The 19135-nt window shown below is 31.1% G+C and carries 16 protein-coding genes; 10 read left to right on the top strand and 6 right to left on the bottom strand.

Features of this window, described 5'->3' with window-relative positions; all coding sequences use genetic code 11:
- Window positions 1–47 precede the first annotated feature (47 nt).
- Window positions 48–245, bottom strand: coding sequence for a DUF2007 domain-containing protein (locus tag EGM88_RS13050; protein WP_262696375.1), 198 nt, complete (start codon window positions 243–245; stop codon window positions 48–50).
- A 96-nt stretch (window positions 246–341) separates the two neighbouring features.
- Here EGM88_RS13050 and EGM88_RS13045 point away from each other — a divergent pair, with 96 nt between their 5' ends.
- The gene (locus tag EGM88_RS13045; RefSeq protein WP_123898872.1) at window positions 342–725 is read left to right on the top strand and encodes a DUF423 domain-containing protein; all 384 of its coding nucleotides are present in this window, start codon (window positions 342–344) and stop codon (window positions 723–725) included.
- Between the two features lie 88 nt (window positions 726–813).
- Here EGM88_RS13045 and EGM88_RS13040 read toward each other — a convergent pair whose 3' ends face one another.
- From EGM88_RS13040 to gdhA (EGM88_RS13020), 5 genes are all read right to left on the bottom strand, one after another.
- Window positions 814–1227, bottom strand: a complete 414-nt coding sequence (locus tag EGM88_RS13040) for a DUF6146 family protein (protein WP_123898871.1) — start codon at window positions 1225–1227, stop codon at window positions 814–816.
- A 57-nt stretch (window positions 1228–1284) separates the two neighbouring features.
- Window positions 1285–2376: a DNA polymerase IV gene (gene dinB / locus EGM88_RS13035; RefSeq protein WP_123898870.1), complete on the bottom strand. Its 1092-nt coding sequence runs from the start codon at window positions 2374–2376 to the stop codon at window positions 1285–1287.
- A gap of 122 nt (window positions 2377–2498) precedes the next feature.
- Window positions 2499–3836 carry an NADP-specific glutamate dehydrogenase gene (gene gdhA / locus EGM88_RS13030; RefSeq protein WP_123898869.1) on the bottom strand — a complete coding sequence of 446 codons (1338 nt, stop codon included), beginning with the start codon at window positions 3834–3836 and terminating at the stop codon, window positions 2499–2501.
- A 198-nt stretch (window positions 3837–4034) separates the two neighbouring features.
- Window positions 4035–7067: a PEP/pyruvate-binding domain-containing protein gene (locus EGM88_RS13025; protein ID WP_123898868.1), complete on the bottom strand. Its 3033-nt coding sequence runs from the start codon at window positions 7065–7067 to the stop codon at window positions 4035–4037.
- A gap of 185 nt (window positions 7068–7252) precedes the next feature.
- Window positions 7253–8596: an NADP-specific glutamate dehydrogenase gene (gdhA, locus tag EGM88_RS13020; protein ID WP_123898867.1), complete on the bottom strand. Its 1344-nt coding sequence runs from the start codon at window positions 8594–8596 to the stop codon at window positions 7253–7255.
- A 185-nt stretch (window positions 8597–8781) separates the two neighbouring features.
- On the opposite strand from gdhA (EGM88_RS13020), the gene pheS reads away from it, so the two are divergent.
- From pheS to EGM88_RS12975, 9 genes are all read left to right on the top strand, one after another.
- On the top strand, window positions 8782–9813 hold the full coding sequence (gene pheS / locus EGM88_RS13015) for a phenylalanine--tRNA ligase subunit alpha (RefSeq protein ID WP_123898866.1): 1032 nt from the start codon (window positions 8782–8784) through the stop codon (window positions 9811–9813).
- Window positions 9814–9821: 8 nt separating this feature from the next.
- The gene (locus EGM88_RS13010) at window positions 9822–10259 is read left to right on the top strand and encodes a retropepsin-like aspartic protease (protein WP_394336879.1); all 438 of its coding nucleotides are present in this window, start codon (window positions 9822–9824) and stop codon (window positions 10257–10259) included.
- Between the two features lie 50 nt (window positions 10260–10309).
- Window positions 10310–11479: an AIR synthase related protein gene (locus EGM88_RS13005; protein ID WP_123898864.1), complete on the top strand. Its 1170-nt coding sequence runs from the start codon at window positions 10310–10312 to the stop codon at window positions 11477–11479.
- Between the two features lie 14 nt (window positions 11480–11493).
- Window positions 11494–14841, top strand: a complete 3348-nt coding sequence (locus EGM88_RS13000) for a ThuA domain-containing protein (protein WP_123898863.1) — start codon at window positions 11494–11496, stop codon at window positions 14839–14841.
- 65 nt (window positions 14842–14906) lie between these two features.
- Window positions 14907–16385: a DUF5687 family protein gene (locus EGM88_RS12995; RefSeq protein WP_123898862.1), complete on the top strand. Its 1479-nt coding sequence runs from the start codon at window positions 14907–14909 to the stop codon at window positions 16383–16385.
- Between the two features lie 66 nt (window positions 16386–16451).
- The gene (locus tag EGM88_RS12990; RefSeq protein ID WP_123898861.1) at window positions 16452–17147 is read left to right on the top strand and encodes an ABC transporter ATP-binding protein; all 696 of its coding nucleotides are present in this window, start codon (window positions 16452–16454) and stop codon (window positions 17145–17147) included.
- 248 nt (window positions 17148–17395) lie between these two features.
- Window positions 17396–17728 carry a PadR family transcriptional regulator gene (locus EGM88_RS12985; protein WP_123898860.1) on the top strand — a complete coding sequence of 111 codons (333 nt, stop codon included), beginning with the start codon at window positions 17396–17398 and terminating at the stop codon, window positions 17726–17728.
- Between the two features lies 1 nt (window position 17729).
- On the top strand, window positions 17730–18425 hold the full coding sequence (locus tag EGM88_RS12980; RefSeq protein ID WP_123898859.1) for a hypothetical protein: 696 nt from the start codon (window positions 17730–17732) through the stop codon (window positions 18423–18425).
- Complete coding sequence (locus EGM88_RS12975) at window positions 18422–19117, top strand: hypothetical protein (RefSeq protein ID WP_123898858.1); 696 nt, start codon at window positions 18422–18424, stop codon at window positions 19115–19117. Before EGM88_RS12980 ends, EGM88_RS12975 begins: the two co-directional genes overlap by 4 nt.
- Window positions 19118–19135 lie beyond the last annotated feature (18 nt).

The following is a 19135-nucleotide window of genomic DNA, read 5'->3' as shown; positions in this document are numbered from 1 at the left end:
TTGTAATACGAAAATATAAAATTTAATAGGTTTACCTAAAGATATCATCAAGTTTTATGTAAACTTAAAATAGAGAGTGCTTTATCAAAAGCATCTGCAACAACCATAAGCATATAATCTTCAATAAAAACAGCTCCTACAGTATAAACCAAATTTTCATCTACCATATAACTATTTATACCCTCACTTTCCAATTTCACTTTCGCAATTTGAACCTCATGCATATACGGTGAACGAAATACTATTTTTTTAACTTATACTTTTCAATCGAATTGTTTATTTTTTTAAATGTAAAGTCTTCTAAATATATATTATTTTTGTTGTTCTTTAAGACCTTTTTTATGAAAATCAACTTATCTATAACGGCAATTTTAGGTATGCTAGCCATTATTTTAGGAGCATTTGGGGCACACGCCCTTAAAGAAAAATTAGGAGCAGATGCTTTAGTTAGTTTTGAAACGGGTGTCCGTTATCAAATGTATCATGTTTTGGTATTGCTTTTTGTAAATACGTATTCTGGTTTTTCTAATAAATCAAAAAACTTAATTAGCGGATTATTTTTTACCGGAATTTTATTCTTTTCGGGCTCAATTTATGCCATAACTGCTGGTGGTGTAGATCCGAAATTAATATGGTTTATTACACCACTAGGAGGACTATTATTTATTATAGGATGGTTGGTAATGTTCTTAAGTTTTATAAAAAAACAGCATTCTGAAAAATAAATACTTCTTTGTGAAACCAATTATACTTACCCTAAGGAATTAAAACGATTACTTACAAAAAGTTAGTTTTATAAATAATGCTACATGTTTACTCTACCCGAAATGAACTTAAACGCATTTTGTATTTTCGTTGTGCAAACTGAAAATACTGGTACAATTTATAATTAACTTCCATACCGTAATCAATATGTGGTTGGTAATCAATTTCATTTTCATAAATGTTAGAATTGTATTGCATTGGATTTCTAGCTCTATAATTCCATTCTCTTACATAAACTTCATTTTTAGTTTCTAATGTGCTCTGAGAATAATAATTTTGTGGCTTTGCCGTAGCTAAATAGCTTGTAAAACCAGGGTCTAAAATTATAATTTCATATTCTAAACTATCATTTGCAATTCGCACAGGTGCTTCCTTTTCTTCAGTAGTTGTCATTGTTTGTTGTGAACTACACCCCACTATTAAATAACTTACAATTCCTAAAACATAAATTATATTTTTCATTTTCGTTCAATTTTAAGACCACCATTAAAATACAAAAAATATTCCATTTTTTTCAATTTAAAATTCTAGTTTTAACTGAACCTCAAAAGGCTCTTCCTTTTCTAAAATAGTTGTATTTAAATTAGACAATGAGATACCTAATAACCGAACAGATTCATGTAATTTTTCTTGATAAAGTAACGCTTTTGCATTTTTTAATAAAGCATCTTTATCATTTATAAAATGGGCTTGAGTTTTACTACGAGTTTGCACTGAAAAATCACTGTATTTTATTTTTAAAGTAATGGTTTTCCCAGAAATATTTGATTTTTGAAGTCTTTTTTCCAATTCTGTAGCTATTTGCTCTAATTTTTCAAGCATATAAATCTCAGAAGTTAAGTTTGTATTAAATGTATGTTCAGCAGCTACTGATTTAGGTATTCGATGTGGTTTTACTTCACTATTATGAATACCTCTAACTATCTGATAATAATGTTTTCCTGACTTTTTAAAATTTTCTGTTAGAAATTCTAATGATTTTTCTTTTAAATCTTTACCCGTAAAAATTCCTAAATTGTACATTTTTGCAGAAGCAACTTTACCAATTCCATAGAATTTTTTAATATCCAACTTTTCTAAAAACGCTAACACTTCTTCAGGTGGTACCGTTTTTTGCCCATTAGGTTTATTAACGTCTGAAGCTATTTTAGCTACAAATTTATTAATTGATATACCCGCAGAAGCGTTCAACCCAACCTCTTCAAATATTTGTTGCCTAATTTTCTGAGCTAAAATAGTTGCTGAAGGAAAGTTTTTTTTATTCTTGGTTACATCTAAATATGCTTCATCTAAAGACAAGGGCTCTACCAAATCTGTATACTGATAAAAGATATTTCTAATTTTTAGCGAAATTTCTTTGTATCGTGCAAAACGAGGCTTAACAAAAGTCAACTGCGGACAATTTTTTCGAGCCAATACGCCACTCATTGCGGAACGCACTCCGAATTTCCGAGCTTCATAACTAGCTGCTGCAACCACACCTCTTTCTCCTCCTCCACCTACAGCCAGTGGAATTCCTCTCAACTCTGGATTATCCATTTGCTCAACTGAAGCATAAAATGCATCCATATCAACATGGATTATTTTGCGGTATGGAGGCTCTAGAATCATATTCAAAAATAACAAAAAACAACATCTCATTGCTTTAAAAAAGGGCAATAAAAAAACTCGCCAAAGGGCGAGTTTTAAAATATTCTATTGAAAATTTCTTTCAAATAGATTGAAAATATAGCTTATACCACTCCCAAATCCATCATCGCATCAGCAACCTTAATAAAACCAGCAATATTTGCTCCTTTTACGTAATTTACATATCCATCAGGTTCTGTTCCATATTTTAAACAAGCCTTATGAATTGAATGCATTATTTGATGTAGTTTATCATCCACTTCTTCTACAGTCCAATTTAATTTCATTGCGTTTTGAGACATCTCTAGCCCTGAAACAGCAACACCACCAGCATTTACAGCTTTTCCTGGAGCATAAAGTACTTTATTTTGATGAAAAACATCAATAGCGTCAGGCGTACACCCCATATTTGACACTTCAGCCACATATTTTACTCCATTTGCAACTATTTTTTGAGCATCTTCTTGATTTAATTCATTTTGTGTTGCACAAGGCATTGCAATATCACATTTTACTCCCCAAGGTTTTTCTCCTGGAAAAAATTTAGCTTCAGGAAATTCTTGAACATACGGAGATACAATATCATTATTAGAAGCTCTTAACTCTAATAGGTATGAAATTTTTTCTTGATTTAATCCTTCTTCATCATACACATAACCATCAGGTCCAGAAATAGTAACAACTTTCCCCCCTAATTCAGTAACTTTTAAAGCTACACCCCAAGTAACATTTCCAAAACCTGAAAGGGCAACATTTTTACCTTTAAAACTATCATTTTTGGTTCCTAATATTTCATTAGTAAAATAGGTAGCTCCAAAACCAGTGGCTTCTGGTCTGATTAGGCTTCCTCCCCAATTTAGCCCCTTTCCAGTAAACACACCTGTATGTTCTTGTTGTAATTTTTTATACATTCCATACATATATCCAATTTCTCGCCCTCCGGTACCTATATCTCCGGCAGGCACGTCGGTATTAGGACCAACTACTCTCCATAATTCTAACATAAAGGCCTGGCAAAAACGCATAATTTCAGCATCAGATTTCCCTTTAGGATTAAAATCAGAACCTCCTTTTGCACCGCCCATAGGTAAGGTAGTTAATGCATTTTTAAAAATTTGCTCAAAACCTAAAAACTTAAGGATACTTAAATTTACACTTGGGTGCAATCGAATTCCTCCTTTATAAGGCCCAATAGCATTGTTAAATTGAACTCTATACCCTAAATTAACTTGGACATCTCCATTATCGTCTACCCAAGAAATTCTGAACGTAAAAACACGGTCAGGTTCTACTAGGCGTTCAATAATTTTAGCTGCTCCATATTGTGGATTTTCATTATAAATAGTCTGGATAGACTCTAACACTTCCCTAACCGCCTGCAAATACTCTTGCTCTCCTGGATGTTTGGTTTCTAGATTGTTTAATATTGCTTTTACATTCATAAGTATAAATTTATAAAGATATATAATCGGGTTCTCGATGCATTATGCTGAAAACGCAAAGTATAAATATATATTTTGTTTTATTACGAAAACCTACTACAAAAATAATATTATTAAATTATTTTATTGATAAAATTTAGCTAATTATTTTTTCATATTACCAATTTACACCAAAATAAAATACAAAAATTAACAATATCACATAAAACCCTCTGGAGGCAACTCATCCAATTCACTTTCCTTTAAGCCTTGTCCATTTTCAATTTTATAGCCCTCTTTAAAAATTGCTGCTTTATTATTTTTTCCTTCTATGATAACACTTAATGGAGATTGAAATTGAATATGTCTAAGAAATTCATCTTCATAAAGGGCTTCTTGTTTATTCAAATAAGTAACATCAAAAAAACCTTCATTTAAAAATGGATTTATGGTTAAATATCCAACATTAAATGAAGTTAAATTCTGAAAAAAATGTGTGCCCTGACTAGGATCAATCCTAAAATCATTTAGTCCAGCTTCTACTATAACTTTTGCTGCAGAAATTTGAGGCCAAATTACGGGAATACCTAACCATGGGTCACTACTACCCCAACGTCCTGGACCTACTAAAATATATTTTTTTTTATTTTCTATAAATTTCTTATTCATTTGCTCAACAGCTAATGAAATTTGTCTTGTATTGGCAGGATTAAATGTTTCTGGCTTCACATAAACAAAGTCGTAAATATCTTCATATTTTCCATTACCTAAAGCAGCTTCTGAATAAATAATAGTATCTGCCACATCGAAATTTTCTGGTAACTTACTTAACGTTTTACTACTTTCAACAATAGGTCTAATTTGTAAAAAACTAAAATGTTTTGGTTTTCCTTCAGGCACATCTAACTTAACAGCAAACTCTATCTCTATAGGACTTCTCATTTCGCGTTGACCAACACGCAGCAATTCTTGTAATATTTCTGGCAATGGAAAAGTTCCATATTTTAAAATATTATCAAAAGTTATTACACGCAATCCATCATGCATAACACCTGGTCGTATTATATTATTTTGCAAATCGTAAGTAGAAGCCACAAATTTTAACGAACCATGTTTTTCAGCTTGCCTGATTGTAATTTTCTTTTTATTTATAGATTCACTAGTAGAAGCCATATAGCTATCTGGATTCATATCTAGTCCATAAAAATAATGTTGTGTATCTCGTTGTGTAGACCCTGGAGTTGAGAGTTGAATTATTTTCTTCGGATGATAAGGAGAAAATCGCAATGTTTTACCTCCTCCAACAATAATTTCTCCCAGCCCCATAGCAATACTTGCAATTCCTTCATTAGGTTTTTCATTGCCAATTGGATAAAAATTAATGGATCTTGCAACACCTGAAATATTCGGATAAAAAACATCTCCGTATTGTTTTCCTGTAATTTCTTGTAAAATAACAGCCATCCTATTTTCTTCTAGCGTATGTGATGTTGCTTTTAAATATGCTTTACTATTCTTAAAAAAAGCAGAGGCTATTACTGATTTTACAGCATTTGAAACCATTTCAAGCATCCTTTTTGATTTTGTCTTAGGAAGCATATAGGTTGCAAAAACCCCCGCAAAAGGTTGGTAATGCGAATCTTCCAAAACACTAGACGACCGAACAGCAATAGGATGTTTGGTTACTTTTAAAAATGCTTTTATATCCTCCTTAACCCAATTTGGTAATGGTTTTGATATAAACACTTTTAAAATTTCATCGTCATCATCACAATCTGCCACAAATCTGAAAAGTTTATGCTCTTCCATAAACTCATCAAAAACTTCTGTACTTAAAACTACAGTTCTTGGTATTGAAATAATAACATCATCATACTTTTTAAATAAACGGTTACGTTTTAAAAAAGAATCTATAAAAGCCAATCCTCGACCTTTTCCGCCTAATGCTCCATCTCCAATTCTGGCAAACCCTAAATATTTATCATACTTGTCTTTATTAAATTTTGATATAACTCCTCTAGCTCTATAAATTCGATACACTTTTATCGCCTCTATTAAAAAATTTCGAATCTCTTCTGCATCTTGAAAATCGTCATATTCAACATTATGAAATAAATTTGCTAGTGGAAAAAGAGCTCTAGAGCGTAACCATTTTGAATATTCACTTCTAATTGCATGATAAGTTATGGCTTCTTTAGTAACTATGGTTAGAGCCTTTTGAAATCCATTTAAATCTTTAACAGTAGCCAATACTTTATGCTGTTTAGGATCCCAAAACTCAAAATCTCCAAAAGAAAAGTATTTTGTTATGTAATTTTTTATTTCTAATTCTATGGTTTCTGAATGTTTCCATAAAAATTTACCCTTTAGTTCTAAAGCCTTAGCTTCGTTATTCTTATCGGAAGATTGTATTAAAAAAGGAAAATACCTTACTAAATTTCTAACGTGTTTTAAAAGTTCAAATCCTGCTTCAGGATTACGTTTTTTATCTTTATAATAGTTAACATCTGAAATAACACCCAGTAAATTTTCTTGGTATTTTTCAAATAACGCCAATCCTTCTTCATAATTAGTAGCCAATAAAATTTTTGGTCGCCCACGCATTAAATTCATAGCCCTATGTTCATTTAAGCCTTCTGACATAAATGACCTTGTTTGCTTAAGAATAATCTTATACATTACTGGCAAATACCTAGAATAAAAGCGAAGAGAATCTTCTACCAACAAAATTGCTTTTACACCTATTTCGTTAATATCTTTATCGGCATTCATCTTATCTTCAGCCAGTTTAATAATGGCTAAAAAAATATCTACATTTCCATTCCAATGAAAGACATAATCTATAATCCCGGCATTCTCATTTAAAATTTTCTTTCTTAATTCTGAAGAATAATGACTTAATGCGGCAATAGGCACATTAGGAAATGACTTTTTTAATTGTAACGACGTTTCGAAAGCCTTATAACTACCAATATCTAACCAAGTAATTACAAGGTCTATCTTGTCAGAACTTAACGTTTTTAATGCTTTTTTAGTAGAATTAGCATGTAAAAAAGTAGGCGGAAACCTTAAATTTAAAGCTGTATATTCATTAAAAATACGCTCATCAATTCTTCCATCTTCCTCCAACATATAATAATCGTAATTAGAGCATACAATCAATACTTTATTAATCCGATTTTGCATTAATTGCTCAAATCGAAAATCTTCAAATACATAATTTTTTAAGTTTGGGAGGGTCTTTTTTGACATCTATTTATGTGTTTAACACAAAGATAGGGAATTATACATTTAAAGATAAAACCAGCAATAGCTTTCGCTTTAAAAGACATAGCGTTTCAGGTTTAAAAAATATTAAACCTCGAGACCACTAATAATTTAGTTAAAAAATTGATTTTCTTTATCTGTTCAGTCCAATATCTTAGTAATATTTCTATTTAAACCACACCTTGCTCTAACATAGCGTCAGCAACTTTAACAAACCCAGCAATATTTGCTCCTTTAACATAATCGATATAACCATCTTTTTCCATGCCGTATTTGATACATGATTTATGAATATCATCAACGATTACTTTTAATTTGGCATCTACTTTTTCTCGTGTCCAGTTGTAACGCAACGCATTTTGTGACATTTCTAACCCAGAAGCTGCAACACCTCCAGCATTAGAAGCTTTACCAACACCGTATAATATTTTTGCTTTTTGAAACACTTCAATTGCTTCTGGTGTACTAGGCATATTAGCTCCTTCACTTACACAAATACATCCATTTTTCACCAAGTTTTTGGCATCTGTTTCGTCTAATTCATTTTGTGTAGCACAAGGCAAAGCAATATCTGCCTTTACATTCCACGGACGCATCCCTTCAAAATATTTAGCTTTTGGATATTCTTTTACATATTCTTTTATACGCCCACGTTTTACGTTTTTTAACTCCATAATAAATGCTAACTTTTCGGCATCTACACCATCTTCATCAAGTATAAAACCTGAAGAATCTGACATTGCAATAACTTTACCTCCAAGTTGTGTCGCTTTTTCACAAGCATATTGAGCAACATTACCTGAACCAGAAACTAAAACGGTTTTGCCTTCAAAACTATCATCTCGTGTTTTTAACATATTTAGAGCAAAATAAACATTTCCATATCCTGTAGCTTCAGGTCTAATTAGCGATCCTCCATAAGACATTCCTTTACCTGTCAACACACTGGTAAATTCATTTCTTAATTTTTTATACATTCCATACATATACCCAATTTCTCTACTTCCTACACCAATATCACCAGCAGGTATGTCTGTATTTTCACCTAAATGACGAAATAATTCACTCATAAAAGCATGACAAAATTTCATTATTTCTGTATCTGATTTTCCTTTAGGATCAAAATTAGCACCTCCTTTACCACCTCCCATAGGCAATGTAGTTAAAGAGTTTTTAAAGACTTGTTCAAAACCTAAAAACTTAAGAATACTTAAATTAACACTAGGATGAAATCGAAGTCCTCCTTTATATGGACCAATAGCAGAGTTCATTTCTACCCTAAAGCCTCTATTTACATGTATTTTTCCTTTATCATCTATCCATGGCACCCTAAATACAACCGTTCGCTCTGGCTCTACCATTCGCTCTAACAACATTTTACCTTGATATTTTGGATTTTCTTCTATAAAAGGAATGATAACTTCTGCTACTTCTCTTACGGCTTGTAAAAACTCAGGTTCATTAGGGTTGCGAGCTTCAACATATTCCATGAAAGCCGCTATTTTAGATTTCATCATCTGCTTGTTTAAATTTTGAGGTTATTAATAAAAAATCTAAGCAAAAATAATCAATTTGTAGAAGGTTTTTAGTCTGAAAATGAATGAAAAATTACAAATTAGATAATTTCATCACATAAATATAAAAGTATTCGCCACTATTGACTAAAAATAGTAAATTTGCAGTCCAAGTTAAACAATCCATGTTAGATAAAGTAAAAGAACTGATTAACGAAGTAAAGGCTTTTAATAAAACTTCCAAAGAAGAAATTGAAGCATTTAGAATTAAGTATTTAGGAAGCAAAGGGCTTTTAAAAGGCTTATTTGCTGAATTTAAAAACATAGATCCAAAACTAAAAAAAGAATTTGGTCAAGCCTTAAATACCTTAAAAATATCGGCTGAAGAAAAAGTTAAAACGCTAACTGCATCATTAGAAAACTCTGATGAACAAAAATCCATTTATGGCGATTTAACTAGACCATCCGAACCTATTGAATTGGGGGCAAGACATCCAATTTCTATTGTAAAAAATCAAATTGTTGATGTTTTTTCTCGTATTGGATTTACCATTTCTGAAGGTCCAGAAATTGAGGATGATTGGCATAACTTTACCGCATTAAATTTACCTGAATATCATCCTGCAAGAGATATGCAAGACACTTTTTTTGTTGAAAAACATAAAAATGTAGAAAAAGATTTATTACTAAGAACACATACTTCTTCAGTACAGATACGGTTTATGGAAAATAATAAACCTCCAATTAGAACTATTTCTCCTGGACGTGTTTTTAGAAATGAAGACATCTCAGCTCGTTCTCATTGTATTTTTCACCAAGTAGAAGGTTTATACATTGACACTGATGTTTCTTTTGCTGACTTAAAACAAACCTTAATCTATTTTACAAAAGAGATGTTTGGAAAATCTAAAATTAGGTTAAGACCTTCTTATTTTCCGTTTACAGAACCTAGTGCCGAAGTTGATATATATTGGGGTTTAAAAACAGAAACCGATTATAAAATTACAAAAGGTACTGGCTGGTTAGAGATTATGGGATGTGGTATGGTTGACCCAAATGTTTTACGTAACACAAAAATTGATCCTGAAAAATATAGTGGATTTGCATTCGGTATGGGAATAGAGCGTATTGCAATGTTATTGTATCAAATTCCAGATATTAGAATGTTGTTCGAAAATGATATTCGATTTTTAGAACAATTTAAATCTGTTATTTAAACATGAGCATGAGCTTAAAAGATTTTTTAATTAATAAAAATTATATTAGTGTTAAATTAAAAAAAATTGCCACTAATCATTTTGAAATAAAAGCTAAAATAAATGGTAAAAAAGGACGATTTATTTTAGATACTGGAGCTTCAAACTCATGTGTTGGTTTTGATGAAATTGAAAAATTTAAATTAAAAACGGAAGTATCAGAACATAAAGCAGCCGGTGCAGGTCCGGAAGAAATTGACACTCAAATTTCTAAAAAAAATAACATTAAAATAGGCGACTTTAAAATTAAAAAAGTCCCTTTAGTGCTCATTGATTTATCACACATCAATAATGCCCTAACAAAACAAGATGCCAAACCCGTAAATGGAATAATTGGTGCTGATGTTTTAGATGAAGGTAATGCAATTATAGATTATAAAAAGAGAAAATTATATCTCTGTAAATAGTAACTTAACCTATCTATATTACAGGTTAAAACGAATACATAACCAATAACATGACTAAAGATCAACGATATAACCTTAGAGGAGTTTCAGCATCAAAAGAAGATGTGCACAAAGCCATTAGCAATATTGACAAAGGTCTTTTCCCTAAAGCTTTTTGTAAAATTGTGCCTGATTATTTAACTAATGATGATGATTATTGCTTAATTATGCATGCCGATGGTGCAGGAACAAAATCGTCTTTGGCCTATATGTATTGGAAAGAAACTGGCGATATTTCAGTTTGGAAAGGTATTGCCCAAGATGCTCTAATAATGAATATTGACGATTTATTATGTGTAGGAGCAACTGACAATATCATGCTATCTTCAACCATTGGACGAAATAAAAATTTAATTCCTGGCGAAGTTATTTCTGCCATTATCAATGGTTCTGAAGAACTTATTACTGATTTAGGCAAACATGGTGTTACAATAAAATCAACAGGTGGAGAAACAGCAGATGTTGGCGATTTGGTGAGAACAATTATTGTAGATTCAACAGTTACTGCCAGAATGAAACGTAGTGATGTCATTGACAATGCTAATATAAAAGCAGGTGATGTTATTGTTGGATTGTCTTCTTTTGGACAAGCCACTTACGAATCTGAATATAATGGTGGCATGGGAAGTAACGGCCTCACTTCTGCCCGCCACGATGTATTTAGTAAATATTTAGCCCAAAAATATCCTGAAAGTTACGACCACGCTGTACCTGAAGATTTAGTATATTCTGGAAATGTAAAACTTACAGATACTGTAGAAAATTCTCCTATAAATGCGGGTAAATTGGTACTTTCACCTACCAGAACCTACGCTCCGATTATTAAAGAGATTTTAAAAAATTATCGTTCTCAAATACATGGAATGGTACATTGTAGTGGTGGAGCTCAAACAAAAATTCTACATTTTATAGATAATTTACACATAATTAAAGATAATTTATTTGATGTCCCTCCTCTTTTTCAACTAATTCAAAAACAATCAAATACAGACTGGAAAGAAATGTATCAAGTATTTAATTGTGGACATAGAATGGAATTATATGTACCTGAAGAAATTGCAGCAGACCTTATAAAAATTTCAAGATCCTATAGTGTTGATGCTCAAATTATTGGAAAAGTTGAATCCTCTTTAACTAAAAAACTAACTATTAAAAGTGAATTTGGTACATTTGTGTATTAACCATCAATCCACAAATGAAATCAACCCTAAAACTAATAGCCATTATTACTTTAATTTTGGCTTTTTCGTGTACCCCAAAATCTAAAGACAAAAAAGTTCTTGTATTTACTAAAACAGCTGGTTTTAAACACGGCTCAATCCCTTCTGGTATAAAAGCCATTATTAAAATAGGAGCTGAACATGGCTTTTTAGTAGACACTACTGATAATTCCAATTGGTTTACCGAAGAAAAACTAAAAAACTATTCTGCAGTAATTTTTTTAAATACTACGGGAGACGTATTAAATCAAAGTCAGCAATCTAATTTCGAAAGATACATTCAAGCTGGAGGAGGATTTGTAGGCATTCATGCCGCTTCCGACACGGAATACGACTGGCCGTGGTATGGAAATTTAGTAGGTGCCTATTTTGTAAATCACCCAAAAATTCAAGAAGCTACCTTAAACGTAACAGACATTACTCATATTTCTACTCAACACTTAAAAAGTACTTGGGTAAAAACTGACGAATGGTACAACTTTAAGGATATTAATCCGAATATTAATGTACTACTTAAAATAGACGAAAACTCATACTCAGGAGGTACTAATGCTAACAATCATCCTATGAGCTGGTACCATAATTATGATGGCGGTAGAGCTTTCTATACTGGAATAGGACACACCAATGAAACTTATCAAGATTCTCTATTTCTTTCTCATTTATCAGGAGGTATACAGTATGCTATTGGAGACAATATATTAGATTACGGAAAGGCAACTACTGAAAAAATACCTAATGAAAATAGATTTGTAAAAACGGTATTAGATTTTAATTTAGACGAACCTATGGAATTGGATGAAGTTCCTGGAAAAGGCATCCTATTTATTGAACGTAGAGGAAACATAAAATTTTTCGATTTTAAAGAGAATAAAACTAAAGAAATTGCCAAAATAGACGTCTTTTATGGTAACGAAGATGGTTTGTTAGGGTTAGCCGTTGACCCAAACTTCGAACAAAATAATTGGATATATTTATTCTACTCAAAACCAGGTGACGAACCCTTACAGCATGTATCTCGTTTTGATTTAGTAAATAATGAATTACACCTAAACTCAGAAAAAATATTACTAGAAATTCCTGTTATAAGAGAATGTTGCCATAGTGGTGGAGTATTAGAATTTGGACCAGACGGAAACTTATTTATTGGTATTGGAGACAATACCAACCCATTTGAATCTAATGGCTATGCTCCTATTGACGAACGTGAAGGTAGAGCTCTTTGGGATGCACAAAAATCAGCTGCTAACTCCAATGACTTACGTGGAAAAATTCTAAGAATTAAACCTGAACCTGACGGCACATATTCAATACCAGAAGGCAATTTATTTTCTAAAGGCACTCCTAAAACTCGTCCTGAAATTTATATTATGGGCAACAGAAATCCTTTTCGTTTGTCTATTGATAGTAAAACGGGATTTCTATATTGGGGTGATGTTGGACCTGATGCTGGAAAAGACAATCCCAATCGTGGTCCAAAAGGAATGGGTGAATTTGACCAAGCTAGAGAAGCTGGTTTTTATGGTTGGCCTTACACAAGAGGAAACAACCAAGCATATAACGATTTTGACTTTGCAACAAATACGTCGGGTCCTAAATTTGACCCAAACGATATTATAAATAATTCTCCACACAACACAGGCATCCAAAAACTGCCTCCAATAAAAGAATCTCAAATTTGGTATTCTTATGATGCTTCTGAAGAATTTCCTTGGCTAGGAATTGGTGGTGTAAACCCTATGTCTGGCCCAGTTTTTCATAAAGATGATTTTCCTAATGCGAAATCAACTTTTCCTGAATATTTTGAAAATAAATTATTTGTATATGAATGGATGCGTGATTGGATTTATATAGTTACACTAGATGATGAGTACAATTACGTTAAAGCAGATGCCTTTATGCCCAGTACTGAATTTTCTCATCCTATGGATATGATTTTTGGTTCAGATGGAAATTTGTACACCTTAGAGTACGGCCAAGCTTGGAACAAAAGAAATATGGACGCTCGTTTAAGTAGAATTGAATATATTGAAGGAAACAGAAAACCTATTGCAACTATAGAGAATGACCATACCATTGGCGGAGAACCTCTAACTGTTAAATTTAGAGGTGATAAATCAGAAGATTATGATAATGACGAACTAACTTATGAGTGGTCTTATAACAACAAAGTACAATCTACTGAAAAAAATCCAACGTTTACATTTGACAAAATTGGAACTTACAATGTAGAGCTTAAAGTAACAGACCAATTCGGCGAAAGCTCTACCGCTATAAGCAAAATATTAGTAGGAAATGATATTCCTGAAATAGAGATTACCACAAACAACTCCAACCCTTATTACTGGAAAGGAAGATCTGTAAATTATAGCATTTCAGTAACCGATAAACAAGATGGCAGCACACTAAACAATACTATAGACCACAAAAATGTTAAAGTGTCATTAAACTACATTCCACAAGGTAAAGATATAGTTAAAGCCACTATAGGGCATCAACAGATAATAGATCCTGAAGGTAAAACTATCATTGAAAATGGAGACTGTAAAGCTTGTCATGCTATTGATACAAAAGTGAATGGTCCTAGTTATAAAGAAATTGCGAATAAATATAGCAAAAAAGATATAGGATATTTAATAGATAAAATTTTAAATGGAGGATCTGGTGTTTGGGGAGAAACAATGATGGTGGCTCACCCAACATTAAGCACTAGTGATGCGAATAAAATTGTTGATTATATTTTATCTCTAAAACTAGAAAGTAATACAACTAAATTATTACCATTAGATGGAACTTTAACTTTTAATGAGCATAATAATAAAGATAAAAACGGAGTCTATATTTTAACAGTTACTTATAAAGACAAAGGAAAAAAAGGGTTAGAAAATGCAGAACTTATTGCTAGAAAACAACTCGTTTTTAAATCACCCTATATTGAAACACAAAAAGCCAATGAGAAAAGCGAAGGACTAAACAATTGGAAAGCAAAAGACAGTCAAGTTTTAGGAGGTATTAAAGACAATACTTTTCTTAAATTTAATAAAATAGACTTTAATGGATTAAAAAGCATTGATTTTTCAGCCTATTTTGCTCAAAACTACAATTACAACGGTACTATTGAACTTAGAATAGGTTCAAAAACAGGTAAATTAATTGGAAAAACCAATTTAAATTATTTCAATAAAAAAGACAGTAAAATAAAAAACTACAACATAAAAATAGTTCCAACAAATGAAGTTGCAGACCTATTTTTAGTATTTAAAAATAAAACTAACAAAAAGCAATATATTTGTAATGCTCATGCTTTACAACTAAATTATTAACCTTTAAACAATTATTTTTGTAACAAAACTTTCGTTAAAACAACTAACATTTCTAAACCATCAACATGATATTAAGATTTTTTAACTTGCAGTGGAAACAATTTTTCCGGTCTTCATACTGGCAAAAAAACGTAGTTATAAATATCTTAATGGTATTTTTTGCCATATATTTTATGTTAATTTTTTTAGGATTAGGTTTTGGGCTATATCCTTTATTAAAAGAACAATTTCCCAATCAAGACCCATTACTTATTGTAAATAACTATCTTTTTTACTGGCTATTGGGCGATTTATTAATGCGTTTTTTCTTTCAGAAATTACCTGTAATGAATATAAAGCCATTACTCACCTTACCTATAAAAAGAAACAGTATTTTACATTATATATTAGGGAGATCTGCTTTATCTTTTTTTAACTTTTTACCGTTATTTACAATCATACCTTTTGGTATAATTTTACTTTTAAATGGCTATATGACATCTGTAGTATTTACTTGGATGTTTCTAATAGTTATCCTTACATTAATTACCAACTTTTTAAATTTTATTATAGAAAGTAAATCTGCCGAAACGGAATTGTCTTTTTTACCCATTTTAGCTTTTTCAGGAATCTTATTTGGACTCAACTATTTTAATATTATTTCATTTACAGATATTATAGGCAATACCATAAATGCCATTACAACAGATTCAATATTTTTAATTATTCCTATTGCCATTTTAATTACTCTCTATTATGCAAATTATTATATCTTAAAACAGAAATTATACATAGACCAATCACTTAAAGCCAAAACAGAAATTGCCACAACAACAGATATGGCTTGGACACGAAGATTTGGCTCAGTTGCACCCTTTTTACAACTCGATTTAAAATTACTTTGGCGTAATAAAAGACCGCGTTCTTCAGTATTTATTGTAGCTATTGGTTTGTTTTATGGACTGTTTTTTTATCCGAATCCTACTTATCAAAATATGGTAGCATTTTATGTGTTTGTAGGAATTTTTGTAACAGGTATTTTTATGATCAATTTTGGCCAATTTATTCCAGCTTGGGATAGTGGCTACTATAAATTATTAATGAGCCAAAACATTAAATATAAAGAATACCTCAGTTCAAAACATAAATTGATGATGATGAGTGCCATTTTAATGTTTATTTTAAGTATTCCCTATGTCTATTTTGGCTGGAAGGTATTAGTAGTGCATTTTGCTGCTATGATTTATAATATTGGTGTAAACTCTCATGTACTTTTATATGGAGGGTCTTTTAACCGTAAAAAAATTGACTTAAATCAACGGGCAGCCTTTAACTATCAAGGAACTGGGGCCGTACAATGGATAATTGGTTTTCCTCTTCTAATAATCCCAATGGTTTTGTTTTACATTCCCTATAAGTTTATCAATTTTGAAGCAGGACTTGCAACCTTAATAATTTTAGGAATCATTGGTATTGTTTTTCATCAAAAAATAATGATAGCCATTACTAAAAAATATATAGATAGCAAGTATAAAATGATTGAAGCTTTTAATCAAGATAATTAAAACCTATTTATTATTTATTAGTAGAAATACCAAACCTAAATATTTAAGTCTATAAAATTTAAAAAGATGATAAAAGCAACAAATATTTCTAAAAAATACGGACAAACAACTGTATTACAATTAGAAAACTTAGAAATTCCAAAAGGTCAATCTTTTGGATTGGTAGGAAATAACGGAGCTGGAAAAACTACTTTTTTTAATTTGCTGTTAGACTTGATACAACCAACAACAGGATCAATTACCAATAATAAAATTCAAGTCGATAAAAGTGAGGACTGGAAACCTTTTACCGCTGCATTTATTGATGAAAGTTTTTTAATTGGCTACTTAACCCCTGAAGAATATTTCTATTTTATTGGTGAGTTACGCGGCATGAACAAAGCTGATGTAGATACTTTTTTAGAACCTTTTGAAGAATTATTTAATGGTGAAATTATAGGCAAACGCAAATATTTACGCGATTTATCTAAAGGGAATCAGAAAAAAGCTGGTATTGTAGCTGCATTAATTGGAAACCCAGAAGTTATCATTTTAGATGAACCTTTTGCTAATTTAGACCCAACGACACAAATTCGCCTTAAAAAATTGCTTAAATCATTAACAGAAGAAAACAAAGCTACAATTTTAATTTCTAGTCATGACCTTGGCCATGTAACCGAAGTCTGTGAACGTATTGTAGTGTTGGAAAAAGGAGAACTGATTAAAGATATTGAAACTTCAGAAGCCACATTAAAAGAATTAGAAGGACATTTTTCACTATAAAATCCTATCCCCAGCCCTTTCAGAAAGAAAAGAGGGTTTCTTTGTTATTTAATTTATTTCATTAGAATGGATTGTCCCCTTTGAGGATTATCGAAATGAAAATGTATTTTCATTGAAGATACCGAGCGTAGCTCAATAGGGGTGTTCATACTGATAACTAAAAAATCACCATTAATAACTCATTATTTCAAAGAGAAATTTTTATACATAATTTTCTTATGTATAAGTAAATTATGTATATTTGTTTTATGGGAAATCAAAAATTATACAAAGGTACTTTACAAACCATCATACTTCAATTACTAGAAAAGCAAGATAAAATGTATGGTTATGAAATTACCCAAAAGGTAAAAGAACTCACTAAAGGGGAATTAAAAATCACCGAAGGTGCCCTCTACCCTACATTACACAAACTAGAAGCGGAAGGCTTATTAGATGTTGAAATTGTAAACATTGGCAACCGAATGCGTAAATACTACAAACTTACAGAGCAAGGCACCAAAGAAACGGTTAACCGTATGGCAGAACTGGAGACTTTCCTCAAAACAATGCAAACGATTATTAACCCGAAATTGGCTTAATATGCAACTAACAAAACAACACATACAATCTCTCTACGATTTCGTTGAACAACACAAAGTCGAATACTACGATTTACAAACAGAACTGGTAGACCATCTTGCAAACGACATTGAACAAATTTGGAAAAAGGAACCTAACCTCACTTTTGAGCAAGCTAGATATAAAGCTACCATAAAATTTGGACTCAAAGGATTTTCAAAATTTGTAAGTCAACGCGAAAAAACTATGAAAAAGGAAAATTGGAAAAGGTTTAGACACCATTTTGTAGCGTTTTTTTCATTCCCAAAAATAATGATAACATTATTTTTTACAGCAATTATTTATTTAGGTTTTGACATGGTTGCTGACAAGTATTCTTTTCTAGTGTATAGCATAACTGTCATTTACTCAATAGCCTTTATTTATGCATTGTATTTAACAATAAAACTTAAAGTACGTAAAAGAAAAACAGGAAAACGATGGTTGTTTGAAGACATTGTAATCAAGTCTAACTCTGTATTACTTTTTACAGTATTAGTACAACCCTATCCATTTTATAACTATTTACTCAGAAATATCACCATAAATTGGTCCATAACAATTCAGTTATTATCGACTTTCGGAATAGTACTAATTTCTTTGCTATTTTATATAACACTTTGGGTTATTCCGCCAAAATTTGAGGCAACAATCAAAAAACATGATATTGCTCAATGAAAATAACTAAAACACATATCGACCAACTCTACACATTTACAGAAAAACATTATGTAGAATGGTACGACCTGCAAACCGAATTGGTAGATCATCTCGCCAATGATATTGAACAAATATGGAGCGAAAATCCAAAATTATCTTTTGAAGACGCAAGAGACAACTCTTTTAAAAAATTTGGAATAATAGGCTTTTCTAGTGTGGTTGAAAAACGTCAAAAAGCACTTAACAAAAAATATTGGTTGTTAATATTAAAAGAATTTAAGTTATTTTTTAGTCTCCCTAAAATACTCTTAACAGCTTTTTTAATAGTTTCTTACTTCTCTATTCTTAATTTTTTAGAAAATAAAAACATATTGATTAGTGCTTCTTTAACAGTATTAGTTTTAATTCAATTTTTATTTATCTATAAAACATTTAAAAAGATTAGAAAAAAACAAAAGGCTACAAATAAAAAATGGTTGTCTGAAAATATTATGGCTACATTTGGGGGTTTGGGCTTCTTTGTTACGATTCCTTTTCAGATTTATCAAACCATTAGCTATTCACTTCCAAATAATTATTGGTTACTTTGGACCCTCTCAATTTTTGTAATCAGCTATTCAATTGTACTGTATATTGCCATCAAAATTATTCCAAACAAAATGACAGAATACATGGTTAAAAACTATCCAGAATATCAACCAATTCTATAATTTCTAGTATATTTGAAC

Origin of the sequence: Aureibaculum marinum (genome assembly GCF_003813905.1) — a bacterium.
Lineage (GTDB): Bacteria > Bacteroidota > Bacteroidia > Flavobacteriales > Flavobacteriaceae > Aureibaculum > Aureibaculum marinum.
Note: the sequence above shows the minus strand (reverse complement) of the source record. Positions and strands in the feature narration are given on the sequence as shown.